General features: G+C 50.9%; 10 protein-coding genes and 1 pseudogene. 7 read left to right on the top strand and 4 right to left on the bottom strand.

Going from position 1 to position 15864, the window contains the following annotated elements:
- Positions 1-18: 18 nt before the first annotated feature.
- From SBL51_RS04685 to SBL51_RS04680, 3 genes and pseudogenes are all read left to right on the top strand, one after another.
- Entirely contained in the window at positions 19-939 is a 921-nt protein-coding gene (locus SBL51_RS04685) for an oxygenase MpaB family protein (protein ID WP_317929538.1), read from the top strand.
- Between the two features lie 421 nt (positions 940-1360).
- Positions 1361-1552 (top strand): annotated as a pseudogene (locus tag SBL51_RS23265) (LysR family transcriptional regulator); the annotation flags it as partial.
- A 42-nt stretch (positions 1553-1594) separates the two neighbouring features.
- Positions 1595-2287 carry a LysR substrate-binding domain-containing protein gene (locus tag SBL51_RS04680; protein ID WP_317929537.1) on the top strand — a complete coding sequence of 231 codons (693 nt, stop codon included), beginning with the start codon at positions 1595-1597 and terminating at the stop codon, positions 2285-2287.
- 73 nt (positions 2288-2360) lie between these two features.
- Here SBL51_RS04680 and SBL51_RS04675 read toward each other — a convergent pair whose 3' ends face one another.
- Positions 2361-4043, bottom strand: a complete 1683-nt coding sequence (locus SBL51_RS04675; protein WP_317929536.1) for a choline dehydrogenase — start codon at positions 4041-4043, stop codon at positions 2361-2363.
- 21 nt (positions 4044-4064) lie between these two features.
- Positions 4065-4724 (bottom strand): TetR/AcrR family transcriptional regulator, encoded by a 660-nt coding sequence (locus SBL51_RS04670; protein ID WP_317929535.1) that lies wholly within the window; start codon positions 4722-4724, stop codon positions 4065-4067.
- Positions 4725-5353: 629 nt separating this feature from the next.
- Between SBL51_RS04670 and SBL51_RS04665 the strand changes: the two genes are divergently transcribed.
- Positions 5354-7720 carry a TonB-dependent receptor gene (locus tag SBL51_RS04665; protein ID WP_317929534.1) on the top strand — a complete coding sequence of 789 codons (2367 nt, stop codon included), beginning with the start codon at positions 5354-5356 and terminating at the stop codon, positions 7718-7720.
- A 101-nt stretch (positions 7721-7821) separates the two neighbouring features.
- Here the strand turns inward: SBL51_RS04665 and SBL51_RS04660 are convergent, their stop codons facing one another.
- On the bottom strand, positions 7822-8946 hold the full coding sequence (locus tag SBL51_RS04660) for an AraC family transcriptional regulator (RefSeq protein WP_317929533.1): 1125 nt from the start codon (positions 8944-8946) through the stop codon (positions 7822-7824).
- A 120-nt stretch (positions 8947-9066) separates the two neighbouring features.
- Between SBL51_RS04660 and SBL51_RS04655 the strand changes: the two genes are divergently transcribed.
- The 3 genes from SBL51_RS04655 to SBL51_RS04645 all read left to right on the top strand — a co-directional run bounded on the left by SBL51_RS04655 (position 9067) and on the right by SBL51_RS04645 (position 13707).
- Entirely contained in the window at positions 9067-10275 is a 1209-nt protein-coding gene (locus SBL51_RS04655; RefSeq protein WP_317929532.1) for an acetyl-CoA C-acetyltransferase, read from the top strand.
- Positions 10276-10314: 39 nt separating this feature from the next.
- On the top strand, positions 10315-12456 hold the full coding sequence (locus SBL51_RS04650) for a 3-hydroxyacyl-CoA dehydrogenase NAD-binding domain-containing protein (protein ID WP_317929531.1): 2142 nt from the start codon (positions 10315-10317) through the stop codon (positions 12454-12456).
- Between the two features lie 81 nt (positions 12457-12537).
- On the top strand, positions 12538-13707 hold the full coding sequence (locus tag SBL51_RS04645; protein ID WP_317929530.1) for an acyl-CoA dehydrogenase family protein: 1170 nt from the start codon (positions 12538-12540) through the stop codon (positions 13705-13707).
- A 363-nt stretch (positions 13708-14070) separates the two neighbouring features.
- Here the strand turns inward: SBL51_RS04645 and SBL51_RS04640 are convergent, their stop codons facing one another.
- A complete protein-coding gene (locus tag SBL51_RS04640) occupies positions 14071-15804 on the bottom strand; it encodes an AMP-binding protein (RefSeq protein ID WP_317929529.1) in 1734 nt (577 codons plus the stop codon).
- Positions 15805-15864: the final 60 nt, after the last annotated feature.

Raw genomic sequence — 15864 nt, 5'->3', positions numbered from 1 at the left:
TGATAAAGGGTATTGAGTATGCTATTGCCAAAACAGTACATGGGTTGGAAAGTGGATTTCACAACCCCTAAAGGCGAGCCGGCTTTACTAAGCCCAGACTCCGTCACCTGGCGGGTGATGAAAAACCCGGTTACCACTTTTATTGGTGGTGTGGCTGCCTTTCTGATGGAATTTGCCGACCCGCGCATACGCTCTGGTGTCAGTGATCATTCAACCTATTTAAAAGACCCGATAGGCCGGGCCACGCGTACCGGCTTGGCGGCCGCACTGGGTACCTATGGGCCGGCCAGCGCCGCCAGGCAGGTTATTGCCGGTATCACTAAAATGCACGAAAAGGTCCAGGGTACGACACCGGGTGGCTTGGAGTACAGTGCTATGGATACTCAACTGCTGGATTGGGTTGCTGCGACTGCGAACTTTGGCTTTGTGACCGCCTACCACCGTTACGCCAAAAAATTATCCCCCAAAGAGATTCACCGCTACTACCAGGAAGGGCACGTGGTGGCAAAGCTGTACGGTGTGGAGCGTACCCTCAACGATGAGTACGACTTCTACGATATGATGCATAAACTTAGTCCCATATTCGAGCCACATGAGATCAACACGGTATTCCTGGAAACCGCCGAAAATTCGGTTAGCTCACGCAATATCCCCCCATTTTTAAGTCACTATCTGGTGTGCGCAGCTGTGGATATGATTCCGGCCGAAATTCAGAATAAGTTGCAGTTAGGTGAGCAGTATAAGCTCTCCTCTTTAGGGTGTTTATGCGTTAAAAGCGTCGCTCAATCGGCCGAGTGGTTTGCCAATGAAAGATCAATGGCGGCGTCTGCGTGTGAGCGTTTGGGCCTGCCGAGAAAGTTCCTATGGCTTAGTCAGGCGAAACAGAAGCAGCTGCTTGCAGACTTGGGGCGGGCTGAGATGGGTTTTGCTCAAAAATAACAATCTACAACTTTGTATGGTATTGATAAAGCGGCTAGATGGTGTAAGCGGCCGTTACATTGACGGCAATCCCTGCCAACCAGTTTCGGTAAATAATTCCTCTAGATGCCCTGCAATACGGTGTGTATACGCTGACCCGTTACTGGCTGTTCGCTAATAAAAATCTACTTTTATTGAACCGTCCCGCACTGTAAATGGTCCTTCCGTTGTCCTTTCGATCAATAACCAGAAAGCTGCGCCATTATTTTATGGTATAGCTTTGTATTAAGTTTTCGTGATCGCTATCAATGGTCAGAATGCGGACTTCAAACCGCTATCCGCAATAGTGGTTATGGATGCTACCGTTTTACGGCCAGGTTCTTGGCGTGTGTCGGTAGATGGTTTTTAGCGTTTTGATTCGTTATCCCACAGTAATTGAGCCATGAAGGTTAATCTCCGATCTGTCGATTTGAATTTGCTTACGGTGTTTGTTGCTTTGGCGGAGGAGGGTAATCTCACCAAAGCTGCTGATAAGGTGGCAATGAGTCAACCTGCGGTGAGCTCGGCGTTGGCAAGGCTTCGTTTAACCCTTAACGATGAGTTGTTTGTGCGTACCCGCTCAGGTGTTACACCTACTCCCAGGGCCATGGCTATTTTGCCGAGGATAAAAGCGGCGTTGGACTCTATCGCCGAAGTTGTGGGTGAAGATCAAGGGTTCGATCCGGCAACCAGCGAGAGAGTCTTTACCCTGCTGGCTGATAATTACCTGGAGATGGTGGCTTTAGGGCCAATGCTGGCAAGGCTGGCCGATATTGGCCCCAATTTAGGGCTGCAGAATATCCTGCCGGAAACATTAGACTACGTCACCGCTATGCGCGACATGAAAGTAGATGCCGCGCTCTATTTTAAACTGCCTAAATTCGACAAAATCGACAAGAAACTGATAGGGCATGCACGAGTCTGTGTGGTTTGCCGGGAGGGTCACCCGCGAATCAAAGAGGCTATTACTCAGGCACAATATAAGGCAGAGAAGCATGTTTTTTTAGAGGATTCATCTACAGGTCCATCGCTCTTGGAGCAGGGAATGGATATTGCAATTAGTCCTGCCAAAATTAAACTGTTTGTGCATAACTTTACGGCGATGGCCTCTGTGGTAAAGCATACGGATCTGTTGGGTACTATGCCGTTGGAAATTGCTCGTCTGTTCCAACAGGCTATGGGGTTGCGCATTTTGTCTTTCCCTTTCAAAAATAGCCAGGTTCCCATCTGGCTCTTTTGGCCCAGTGCATTGAATAACGACCCAGGGCATGGCTGGTTTATACAATTTTTAATTGAGGCAAATAACGGCAGCCAATCAGCCAATCAATAAAATCCACTGCCTTTTAGTGAAATCCACTCCAGCGGCCGGTGATTCCTCCTCAACCGGGCTATTGGTAGGTGAATCAGACAGTAGCATAGGGTATAGCATCCTCCGGCTTTCTAGGCTGTGCAGTTTCCTGGTTTAGTATCATTGCTGCTGCCTTTTCGCCAATCATAGTACAGGCTGCGTTGGTATTACCGCTAACGAGGTTTGGCATGATAGAGGCATCGGCCACCCGCAGCTTATCGATACCCCAAACGCGTAATTGTGAATCAACCACGGCCAGTGGGTCTGTCGCCACGCCCATTTTGCAGGTGCAGGCCGGGTGGTACACCGTTTCGGCGTTGTTGCGTACCCACTCCGTCAATTGCTCATCCGATTGGAGCGCGTCGCCCGGGGATATTTCGCACTCTCTGTGGTCGTCGAAGGCCGGTTGGGCGAGTATTTTCCGAGCTTCTCTTACGCCTTGGACGAGTTGCTGAACATCGCGTTCGTCGCTTAAGTAATTCGGGTCTATCCTGGGTGCATCCGTGATGGAGGAACTCTGTAACGTCAGACTGCCACGGGAGTGGGGCCGGTTATCGTTAAAGATTAAGGAGTAGCCGTAGTGTTTCTTGAGGTTGCTTAGATCCAAGCCGTGGTGGGCGCCAAATGAGGGTAGAAAATGGAATTGTAGATCCGGTGTTATTTGGTTTGGATTGCACTTAATAAAGCCGCCGGCTTCCAATAAGTTGCTGGTCAATTCGCCTTTTGTGAACAGAGCATATTTCAAACATTCGCGGGTATAGCGCAGCCAGGAACTCGAGTGGAACGACATGCCGACGCGGCTTTTTGACCGGGTTTCTACGTAAAGATTTAGGTGGTCCTGCAGGTTCTGGCCAACGCCGGGTAAATGTAATTTTAATGGTATATCGTGCTTTTTGAGTTCGGTTTCCGGGCCAATACCCGAAATCATCAGCAGTTGTGGTGAATTGAACGCACCGGCACTAAGGATGACCTCTTCTGAGCAGTACAGCTTTTGGGAATGGCTGTTTTGGCTATATTCCACCCCCTCTACCTGGCCTTGGCTGATAATCAGCCTGTGTACTTGGGCGTTGGTTATAATCTGTAAATTTGCGCGCGGTCGAGCTGGGTCTAAATAGGCACGGGCGTTATTACAGCGTTGCCCATCGCGATTGTAACTGTAGAGGATGCCAATTCCTTCCTGGCAGGCCCCGTTATGATCATCGTTACGAGCGTGGCCGGCTTGCTCGGCGGCTTTCAGAAAAGCCTCAGTAAGCGGATTAATAAACTCCCTGTTACTAATGGTTAACGGGCCACCTCTGTTGTGGTATCTACTGTTTGCTGGGCTTGTATCCGGTTGAAAATCTTCCATTTTCAGAAAGTAGGGTAGTACTTCGGAATAGGACCAGCCCTCACAACCTAATTGTGACCACCCGTTGTAGTCTTCAGCATTGCCTCGTACATATACCTGCGCATTAATACTGCTGCAGCCTCCCAATACCTTGCCCCTGGGTTGATAAAGACGGCGGTTGTGCAGATGGCGTTGCGGTTCACTCCAATATTTCCAATTGCAGTAGGTGCCATTTACCAGGGGTATTAAGCCGGATGGCAGGCGTATCCAAGGGTTGCTGTCGCGTGGGCCCGCCTCAATCAGTGTGACTTTTGTGGCTGGGTCTTCGCTTAGTCGATTAGCCAGGACGCACCCTGCGGAGCCGCCACCAATAATTATATAATCCGCTGTGTTGCCGCTATTTTTAGTCATTAATCTGCTTCCCAACGCTCACTACAGTAATGGCTTTCGCTGAATGATACTTTTTCCGTGCACCAGGGCTTCGACTGTATCGACCATGGCCAGGGTCTCGTTTTCCAAATTGGTTTGCAAAGGGTCTTTACGCCATTTTTGAAAAACTTCAATCGTGCCATAGGTCAGCATACTCGATACCAGGCATGGCTCCAGATCGCGATCGATATCCATACCATTTTCGTCGGCAAAAAATCGCGCTAATAATTTACCCTTTTCCAGCTCGTACTCCAGCCAGATCACCGTGGCGACCGGGTCTTCCCATAGAAATATGCCCGCAGGGCCATCCGCTGGATCGTAAACCTTGTGGTTGCCAGATTGGGCTCTGGAGTTTTTTATACTCAACTCACGCACGAATGGAAAGAACAGTTTTTTGCCGATCGCGTTTTCTATATCCGCACGCATGTATTCCTGATTCGTGCGAATTATCTCCTCCAATATGTCTGATTTATTGGAGAAATGGTTAAAGACGGTGGTGATATGGATATTGGCGCGTTCAGCAATCATTTGGATCGTTGTGTTTTTGTATCCATGCTCCTGAAATAACCGGGCAGCAACAGAAATAATAGTGGCATGGGTCTTTTTCCTTCTTGAGGTTCGCAGTGGGTATTTTGTCTCTTCTGTTTGCTCTTTTGTCATCATCTATAATGTTAATTCGTTTGCCAGGACGCTATTTTTTGTGAGCTGAATTTCGTACGTATTGCTATATTGTGTTTACTTTGGTTGCATGTACCTGCTGGTTCAGCGGGATAGAAAATTATTGCTAGTTAATCGCTTGCTGCCCTCGTTATAGGTTTTGGCGTGTGTCCGATTGGGGTGGGAGTGCTCGACTGGCGTGATATTTTTAGCTGTTAAATTTATCCCGGAAAATTTGCCTATCAGGTGTAGTGATCAGGGTGTCGCTAAGTGGCTAGGCTCCCAAATAGCCGCCGGCTGAGTTCCCCTCGCTGTCATCTGGTCGGTGGTGACAGTGTTTGCTGCGTGCCGCAGCACAAGGTCGCAGCTGGTCTTAATCCCAAACTTTCTCTGCTTATGATACTTCTATTCGTGGCTACGCAAAGAGGCTCCAAGGGGGGAACAGGGTACAATGGCCTCAGGTCAGTGCGTCTAGCGACAATAGGTAGTTTTCAAAGACAAACGATGATTCAACAGCCAACCTTATAATTCATACAGCCTTCACTGTTGCTGATTGTAGGAGCAACGCCATATCGGCCATAGATATCGGCCTTAGATAAAGCCTCTCGAATATAAATTTAACAAGCGAGACAAACATGAATCAGAAACCCAGCTCTCTTTTCATTCGCAAAAATATAATGGCGCTTGCCGTAGTGGCTGTAAGTAGCCCAGCGTTTGCGGCTGAAGATAGTGGCAAGAGCTTGATACTGGAAGAGATAGTGGTAACCGCTCAGCGGCGTGAGGCATCGAATCAGGATGTTGCGGTTGCGGTCACGGCGGTAAACGAGCAGGAACTGGAATTAACCAGGGTTGATAGTGCTGTAAGCCTGCAGGCGCTCTCGCCGAGTATCAGCTATACCCAGAGTAATAGCGTGGCCAATACCGCGAACATTGTCATTCGTGGTATCGGTACTGTGGGTAACTCCCGCTCCTTTGAGGGGGCGGTTGGGGTCTTTATTGACGGAGTCTATCGTACCCGCGCCGGTCAAGCGGTGACCAACTGGCTGGATATTGGCTCTGTACAGATCCTCAGAGGGCCCCAGGGAACGCTGTTTGGGAAAAATACTTCCGCAGGGGCTTTGCTGATTACCTCTGTCGCCCCGGATATAAGCGAATCTGGAGGTTCTGTTCAAGTTACCATGGGTGATTACGATAAGACTTTGGTGAAGGCACGCTATAACCAGGTCTTGTCAGATAGCTCTGCCCTCAGGGTGGCGGGCTTGTGGGGCGAGGAAGATGGCTTTATCTCCGATCCCAATGGCGGTACCTATAATGACAGCGCTCCTCGCGCTTTAAAAGCGCAATACCTGTTTGAACCCAGCGATACTTTCTCCCTGCATGTTATTGCCGATTGGACTGAGCAGAAAGATGTCAATTGCTGTTATGGTCAGGTCGATGATGAGCAGGGGCCCAGCACCGCGATTGTCGATGCCTTTACCTTGGCACAGGGTAAAAAGACACCCTCCAACGATTTTGAAGATTATGAAGCCGTACTGAGTAATAAAACTGATCAGGACATTACCGACCAGGGTGTCTCCATGCATATTAAATGGGGCATGGAAGGGGGGATGGAACTCAACTCTATCACCGCTTATCGCGACTGGTCTTCTTCCCAAATTGGTATGGATGCCGATTTTGGTGCTGCCAATATTTTAACGATCAACGAAACCTTTGATACCAAGGTTTTTTCGCAGGAGTTTACTCTCTCTGGAGAATTCGAAGAGGGTTTTGGTCCTATCAAGCGGGCAGATTATATTGTCGGTGCCTATTTCGCTGATGAAGATATTGATGCAACACACCAACTGTTGTGGGGCAATCAGGCTCAGGCCTTTTGGGATATAGTCGGCGCTGGCTTCTCGCTGCCACCGGGTACAATTCACGCCGCCGAAGGGCTGTGGGCCGATCATCTACTGCCGGCGGATAGTCGAACCACCGCACTTTTTACCCACTGGAATTTGGATTTGACCGACGACTTCTCCGTGGGGGCCGGTTTACGCTACTCAAAAGATAAGAAGAGCGGGGCACTGCAGCGAGTCTATTTCTCGCCCGATCCCTTTGAAGCCTTCCGTTTGCTGGGCATTCAGCCCGCACCCACCTATGACGAAACTTTTGACGATTCGGCGGTAACTGGTTCTTTAGCTGTGCAGTACCATTTCGCGGACAATGTGATGGGCTATCTCTCTTATAGCCGGGGCTACAAATCCGGTGGCATTAACTTTGATAACACCGCGGCGGGCACGGTTAACGATAACCCCAATGAACCCACCTGTGGAATTACCACACCCGTAAAGCCAGCCGGCGACTGTACGCCTAACGATCCAAGTTACGAATCGGAAACCATCAATGGGTATGAGATGGGCTTGAAGTCGGAGTTGTGGGGTGGGCGCGCACGCGTCAATGTTACAACCTTCTACAACGAGATCAAAAACCTGCAAATCGCCACCTTCGACGGCCTGCAGTTTTTGATTCTCAATGGCCCCTTGGGTGAAAGTTATGGTGCCGAGTTGGAAACGCTGTTTAACCTCAATAGTGTTTTCACCATGAATTTTGATGCAACCTGGCTGGGCAAATATCGCTACGATGAATCCGATGATCCGGCGTTGGCTGACTATTCTGATGAAGATTTTGCCCGTGCAGCCGAGTGGAATGCCAATTTTGGGTTAACCGCGCACAAGGATCTTGGCAGCAGTTGGTCGCTGGTCGGTAAATTTTCCACCCAGTATTTGGGTGAAATTATCACTTCACCGGGCACCACCAAAACGCGAGAAGATTTAACGCTCTATAACCTGAATGTTGGCTTCCAGTCTGCCGAATATGGTTTGGATGTGATGCTCTGGTGCCAGAACTGTAGCGATGAGCGCTATTACGATCAGTTCTTTAAGGCACCACTGCGCGGTGACAGTACCAAGGGTTATGTGGGGGCCCCTCGCATGTATGGCCTAACGGTCAGCAAGCAATTCTGATTGGTAATCAGTCGTGCACTTACCAAGATCCGGCCCTGGGCCGGATCTTTATTTTGGGGCCTGTTGTTTCTGATCCGGGCTGATTTAGCTGTAAGTGTTGGTCAACTGGCTTCATCAACTACGCCGTGACAATACGCCTGCTTGTAACTGCTGGGTGTGCAGCCTGTCCAGCGCCGGAATGAGCGAATAAAAGCGCTTGGCTCGGAAAAGCCCAACTGATAGGCGATGGTTTTTATATCGGCGTCACTGGTTTGCAGCTGGCTGATTGCCAGGTCTCTTAGTAATTCGTTTTTGATCTGGCGAAAGTCGGCACCTTCGCAGGCCAGGCGCCGGCGCAGGGTTTGTGGGGTCAGGTTTAGTGACTCGGCAATTTCATCGTAGCCCGCATGTTGCGGCAGGGCATTTTTAAGGTAGCCGCGAATTTGGGTGGTGTAACTGCTATCGCGATTGGGTGCTTGTAGCAGTCGGTAGGGGAAGTGGTGCAGATAAGTTTCCAGGGAATCCTGTGTGCGGATTGTTGGCAGGGCAAGTAACTTGCGATCAAAGAGCATCTCAGTCCGCACTTGTTGGAAGCGGATCTCGCTGTGGAAGAGATAGTGGTACTCCTGTGAATGGGCGGGCTGTGGGTAGTGTAGGTTGACTCGAATTAAGGGGATCTGCACACCCAGCAGCCAACACAGGAAGCGATGGTTGACCATTAAATGCTGCTCGTAAACCCAAGTGCTGAGTGGGAATTGTGGGTCAGCTTGCATTTGGTAGTTGGCGTAGGCGCCGCTTTCGGTTAGGGCTAACTGAAAACCGGTGTCGAATAGATTGTAGAACTCGATATTACGCTCGATAGCCTCCTGCAAATTTTTGCCATCGCGTGTGTAGCGCGCCATGGTTACCAGGGCCTCTGGTTTTAGTCGGCTGCGAAAGTGGCCCATGGAAGCATCCTGAGTGGCCTCTGATACCAGTGAACATAAGCGGGCAAACTGGTCCGGGTGTACTCGGTATTTGCCGCCGTTAAGTACCGGCGGAGTGATTTCACAGCGCTTTAGAAATGACTTTTTTTGTTCATCGGGCAGATTGGATTTGTCCAGTACGGAAACCACAAAAGCGGCGCTGATGGTTCGGTGTTCTTCGGTTTTCAAGGTCTGATTCCGCTCTGCCTGAATGGTGTATCGATAGTTTTGTGTGGGGAAGTTCTGGTAAAAGACTGTAACAAAATGTCTATTTAATGTCATGGCTGGTCATTGTTGTTTGTCGTTATGGCCAGCATGCTTACCCCTCTCAAATAGAGCTGCCTGTGCGCGAGTATCCGTGCGCAGAGCAGGGTGTTCTACCCGTTGAAGCGAGAAATAACGATGAATAACAGCGCCTATATTTACGAGGCTGTGCGTACGCCGCGGTCCAAAGGCAAGCTGGGTGCAGCGCTCAGCCGAGTAAAACCTGTCGATCTGCTGGCCGGCTTGCTTGAAGGTTTACGCAGCCGTCACGATTTGGATACCAGCCTGGTTGACGATGTGGTGATGGGTTGTGTGATGCCCGTTGGCGAGCAGGGGGGCTGCATCACCAAAACCGCCGTTATGAAGGCGGGCTGGGCAAATTCGGTGGCCGGCGTACAACTGGATCGTTTCTGTGCCTCTGGCCTGGAGGCCGTCAATATCGCCGCTATGAAAATTGCTTCAGGTTGGGAAGATCTGGTCGTGGCCGGCGGCGTTGAGAGTATGTCCCGTATCCCAATGGGCAGCCAGGGTAGCGCCTGGGGTGAAGACCCACAGATCGCCTTCGATACTGGTTTTGTGCCACAGGGAATCAGTGCCGACCTGATTGCCGCGGTGGAGGGTTATAGCCGCCTGCAGTTGGATGAATTTGCGGTTCGCTCGCAGAGCTATGCAGCCGCCGCTCGCGATGCCGGTTACTTTTCCCGTTCGGTACTACCGGTGACGGATGTTAATGGTATTGAGATTCTGACGCAGGATGATTTTATCAAACCGGGCACCACGGTTGAGGCGCTTAGTGGCCTCAAGCCATCCTTTCAGATGATGGGTGAGCTGGGTTTCGACGATATCGCCATTAGTAGATACCCACAGATCAGTAAGGTTGAACATGTACATCACGCCGGAAACTCCTCGGGAGTGGTGGATGGTGCTTCGGCGGTTTTGGTTGGCAGTGAATCAGCCGGCCAAAAACTCGGTTTAAGACCGCGTGCGCGGGTAGTGGCCACCGCCGTTACCAGTACTGAGCCGACCATTATGCTCACCGGTCCCGGTCCCGCGACCTTTAAGGTATTGGCAAAAGCGGGCTTGGGTGTTGCGGATATTGATCTGGTCGAGGTCAATGAGGCATTTGCCTCGGTTGTTTTACGCTTTCAAAAAGAGACGCAGATTCCCTGGGGAAAAATCAATGTAAATGGCGGTGCTATTGCCATGGGACACCCATTGGGAGCCACCGGCGGCATGCTGGTCGGCACCTTGCTGGATGAGCTTGAACGCCGTGATCTAAAACGCGGCCTGGTAACACTGTGCGTTGGCGGCGGTATGGGTATCGCCACCATTATTGAACGTGTCTAGTGCGAATTACTGCGTCATACCAAATTTTGAGGTGTTCCCATGAGTGGATTATTTAATTACGAAAAAGATGCCGACGGCATTGTTACTGTGACCATGGACATGAGTGGCCCGGTCAATGCCATGAACGATGAGTATGTGGCCTTGATGGCAGAAACGTTGGCGTGCTTGCAGGCCGAGGCTGATAGTGTCAGCGGCGTTATCATAACGTCTGCCAAGAAAACCTTTTTTGCCGGTGGTGATATTAAAAGCATGCTGCAGGTTGAGAAGGGTGAAAGCGAGCGGGCGATGTTTGCTATGAACTTACAGATCAAGCAGCAGTTGCGCCAGCTTGAACAGTTGGGTAAACCGGTTGTGGCCGCCATTAATGGTGCTGCTCTGGGCGGCGGCTACGAAATCTGTCTGGCCTGTCATCATCGCATTGCACTGGACTCCCCCGCAGTACAGATCGGCCTGCCCGAGGTGACTTTGGGGTTATTGCCCGGCGGTGGCGGGGTGGTGCGTCTGGTCAGTAAATTGGGTGTTGAAAAAGCACTGATGCCACTGCTTGAAGGTGCCCGCTTTAAAGCGGCCAAAGCGCTCGAAGAAAACCTGATTGAGGAGTTGGCGGCAGACGCCGATGATCTGATTGCCAAAGCCAAAGCCTGGATTAAAGCCAATCCCGCCGCTTGTAACCCCTGGGATGTTAAGGGGTTCAAAATTCCTGGTGGTGACTACCGCAATCCCAAAGTGGCGCAGATGATACAAGCGGGCAACCCGATGATGTTCAAAAAAAGTCGTGGCCTGGTACCTGCACCGCTAAAAATATTGGATGTTATTAACAGCGCAATTCACGTTGATTTTGATACGGCGCTTGATATCGAGTCGCGTGTTTTTACCAGCCTGGTGACCACTGCGCAGGCCAAAAATCTGATGACCTTTTTCCTGCAGATGAACCAGATCGACGGTGGGGTCAGCCGGCCGCAGGGTGTTGAAAAGTCCAAGGTTAAAAAGGTAGGCATACTGGGTGCTGGTATGATGGGCCAGGGGATAGCCTATGTTTCGGCGATGGCCGGTATTGACGTGGTGCTCAAGGACATCAGCCAGGAGGCTGCCGATAAAGGTAAGGCCTACACCGGGCAGTTGCTGCAAAAACGGGTGCAAAAAGGTCGTATGCAACCGGAAGCCGCTGAAGCGGTACTGGCCCGTATTTGTGCTACAGCCGATGCCAATGATCTGCAGGGTTGTGATCTCATTATTGAAGCGGTGTTCGAAAATGTGGATCTGAAGCACCAGATTAACACGGAGCTGGAGCCCCAGTTGGCGGCGCACGGATTTTGGGGGAGCAATACCTCCACTCTGCCAATCACCTTGCTGGCTGAGTCGTCCAGCAAGCCGGAAAACTTTATCGGTATCCACTTCTTTTCACCGGTCGACAAAATGCCGCTGGTGGAGATCATTGTTGGTGCTGCCACTTCAGCCGAGACGCTGGCCCGCGCCTTTGACTACACCAAGCAGATCAAAAAGACCCCCATTGTGGTGAATGATTCGCGCGGCTTTTTCACCTCCCGCGTATTTGCCACCTATCTCGATGAAGGGGCGCTGTTAATTGAGGAGGGTGTCGACCCGGTTGTTATTGAAAACCTGGGTAAAGCCATAGGTATGCCGGTTGGCCCATTGGCGGTGCAGGATGAAGTCAGCCAGCAGTTAACGGTTAAGGCCAACGAAGCCAATTTCGATTTGGATAGACGTCTCGACCAGGCTCACACCAAAGACAACGCTGCCTACCGTTTAGCGAAACGCATGGTGGCCGAGGGGCGCGCCGGTCGATTCCATGGTGGTGGTTACTATGAGTACGGTGCTGGCGAAAAAACCTTGTGGCCGGACATTTACAGCTGGTACTTCAATAGTGATGTCTCGCTGCCTATTGACGATATCAAAGACCGTCTGTTGTTTCGTCAGGTGGTCGAAAGCCTGCGCTGCTTTGATGAGGGGGTTATGAATACGGTCGCCGATGCCAACATTGGCTCGATTATGGGTATCGGTTTTCCGCCCCACACTGGTGGTGTCTTTCAGTTTATCAACACCTACGGTGTGCAGGCCTTCACCGATCGCTTGCAGGCCTTGGCTGAACGCTATGGTGAGCGGTTTGTGCCGCCCAACATTCTGTTGGATAAAGCCGCCAACAACGAACTGTTTATGTGAGCATGCCAACTACTCACACCGATCATTTGGTCAAAATTTATGCCGCTGGTAGCTTACCGGCTGCAACAGAAGGAGTTAGCAATGCTTCCGCGTAATTTCACCGAAGAACAGGTTATGTTCCGGGATGCGTATCGCAAGTTTTTGGAAAAAGAGATCGCGCCTCACGTAGAGCGATGGGAAGAGCAGGGTATTGTCGATCGTGAGGCCTACACCAAGGCTGGTGAGCAGGGATTTCTGATGGTATGGCCAGAGGAAAAATATGGCGGTATGGGCGATAAAGATTTTCGCTTTGAACAGATCATCATTGAAGAGACGGCCAATATCTTTGCCGGTGACTGGACCAACACGCTGCACAGCCGCTTGGTTGGCCCCTATCTCACACGCTTTGGCAACGAAGAGCAGCTCGATCGCTTCCTGCCAAAATGTGTTACCGGTGAGTGCATACTGGCGGTGGCTATGACCGAGCCGGATGCCGGCTCGGACCTGGCCGGTATTCGTTCAACCGCCAGGGATATGGGTGATTACTGGTTGTTAAACGGTACCAAGACCTACATCAGCAACGGCATCAACGCCGACCTGGTTATTGTCGCAGCCAAAACTGACCCGGAAAATCCACGGGCAATGGGTCTCTTCCTGGTGGAGCGGGGTATGGAGGGGTTCGAGCGGGGCCGCAACCTCAAAAAAATGGGGATGAAAGCCCAGGATACCGCCGAACTCTTTTTTACCGACGTGCGCGTGCCGAAAGCCAATGTATTGGGTGACCCGAAAAAAGGTTTTCACTATCTGATGGAAGGGTTAGCGGAAGAGCGTTTGATCGCCGCTTGTGGTTACATTGCCAGTGCCCAAAAAGCGTTTGAAATTACCCGTGAGTTTGCCCTGGATCGTAAATTGTTTGGTAAGCAGTTAGCCAACTTCCAAAACACTCAGTTTAAGCTGGCCGAGCTGCGTACGGAAATCGATATTGCCCAAACCTTTGTCGATGCCTGTGTGGCCTCTTTCAATGCCGATAAATTAACCTCGGAGGATGCCGCGCGAGCTAAGTTGTACACCAGCGAGGTACTCTGCCGCATGGTGGATGAAGGTGTCCAGCTGCACGGTGGTGCCGGTTACATGGATGAGTATCGTATTTCGAAAATGTACACCAGCGCTCGTATCACCCGGATTTTTGCCGGTTCTTCCGAGGTAATGAAGTTAATTATCAGCCGTGAGATATTTTCTGACGCCTTTGTCAGCTACGTGGATCGAAACTAGTTGACTTAATGGTTACTGGCGTTGGTTAAATATTTCTGAATCCTATCTCTACTCTCTTGTGACCTAGGCCGGCTCTTTTGAGGCCGGCCTTAATCTGTTTTCCCTCCCCAACACGCTTACCACTTTAATTATCTTAAATAATTTGTCTATCTGTCGTTGGGTGGGTTAAATCCCAGAGCTCAGACGCCTGCACTGTTGCACTGAAGTGCTGGTCACATCAGCTCAGAAAGCTGACTTGGCAAGTGGGCCAATAGCGCATAGAGAATCTGCTTAGGTGGAAATAAATTAAGCTAGAAATAGGCAGGGGAAAGAACAGCGATAGCCCGACCAGCTTGAGTGTAGCTTAGGGTCGGGCAGTGTTGATTATTCCCAAACGACGGGTTTCTTAGCGGCAAACCACTGGCCGATTTTGGGCTCGTAATATTCATCGATACAGTCGCGTTTTACCTTCAAGGTAGGGGTGACCAATCCCAGCTCCACGGTCCAGGGTGTGCTGCCGATGGCGATAAAGCTTAACTGCTCGTGATCTTCCAGGTGGGCGTTGGTATGCTCAAGTAGCATTGCCAGGTCAGATTCAATAGCCGTACGTTCCGCTTCACTGCTGTGCTGCACTTCGGGCGATAGGGTAACCAGCGCAAAAGGCTGAGGATGACCGCGGCCGGTAACGCAGACGGTTTCTATACCCTGGTGAGCCCCCAGCTCATTTTCAATCGGTACCGGAGCAACAAATTTACCTTTGGCCGTTTTGAAGAGGTCTTTTACCCGCCCGGTTATTTTGAGCTGTTTTGTTTTGCCATCGATAACACCCTTGTCACCGGTTCTGAAAAAGCCGTCGTCGGTTAAACAGGCGGCGGTCATCTCCGGCTGGCGGTAGTAGCCCAGCATTTGGCCGGGGCTCTTGACCAGAATCTCACCGCTATCATCTAACCGGCACTCAACCCCCGGATGCGGAAAGCCAACAAATCCCGGGGTAATCTGCCCTACGCGTGTACCGTGGGAGGTGGCTGCATTTTCGGTCATGCCGAAGAGTTCTATCAGTTCCAGTCCCAGACTTCGATACCAGCTGACAATTTCGGCGGCCAGGGGAGCGGCGGCGGTCATGCCCAGACGGGCGTGATCTAACCCCATGCCTTCCAATATTTTCTTTTTGATCCTTTTAGAGATAAAGGGCAGAGCAAAAAGAATGCGTTGTTTCCAGGGCGGTAACTTGGCGTTAACAGCCTGATAAAACTTGGTCCACAGACGGGGTACCGAAAAGAATGAGGTGGGGCGCGCTCGCTTCAGGTCGGCCGGAAAGGTGGCCAGTGAATAGTTGAAATAGATTTGAAACCCAAAATAGAGCGAGGGTATCTCCACGGCAACGCGTTCACCAATATGGGCGAGCGGCAAATAGGAGAGCACACGGTCGTCGCTTGAAGAGGGAAGGTAGACTTCAGGGAATTCACAAGGGGCGCAGATTGAGCGGAAGCAGTGCATAACCCCCTTGGGTTCACCGGTGGTGCCAGAGGTGTAGACAATGGTGGCCAGGGCCTCCCGGTCGCGCAGATGGATATCCGCAATGGGTTGGTAATCTGTTTGTATCTGTTGCCACTGTATTGCACCCTGCAACGGTTTGATATGGGGAGCGTCGGGCAGACAAAATATAGCAGTATCGGAGGCTATCGCCTCAGCAACTTCCTGGAAGCTTGCCGAGTTTTCATCCATTCGGCCAATAATCAACAGTTTGGCCGCACTGTGTTGCACTATGTAGCTGAAGCTTTTGCCATTAATGGTGGGGTATATCGGTACCGACACATGGCCACTCATCCAGATGGCCAGGTCGGCAATAATCCACTCCGCCGCATTCTGACCAATCAGCACGATATTGCTCTGTTCCGGTAGCTGTAGCGATTGAATATAGGCGGCGATTTTCCGAGCCATTATTCCAGCTTCTGCCCAGGTGTAGGTAACGACTGTACCGTCGGCTTGTGGTTGGGTTAACCAAACCACGTTGGCCTGCTCTTGTTCCCAGTGTAAGAAGGTATGCAGTGGTGTGGTTGGCGTGGAGTGGGCGGCACCGGCCGGGTTTAAGCGTTGGGGTTCTGTTTTAGAATTCATGGATTAGCTTCGCTGAACGGGTATTTTATTATCTGGATGACCAATTATCGGGGTGACCAG

The organism is Halioxenophilus sp. WMMB6 (assembly GCF_033283405.1).
GTDB lineage: Bacteria > Pseudomonadota > Gammaproteobacteria > Pseudomonadales > Cellvibrionaceae > Halioxenophilus.
This window is presented reverse-complemented; position numbering and strand designations above follow the sequence as displayed.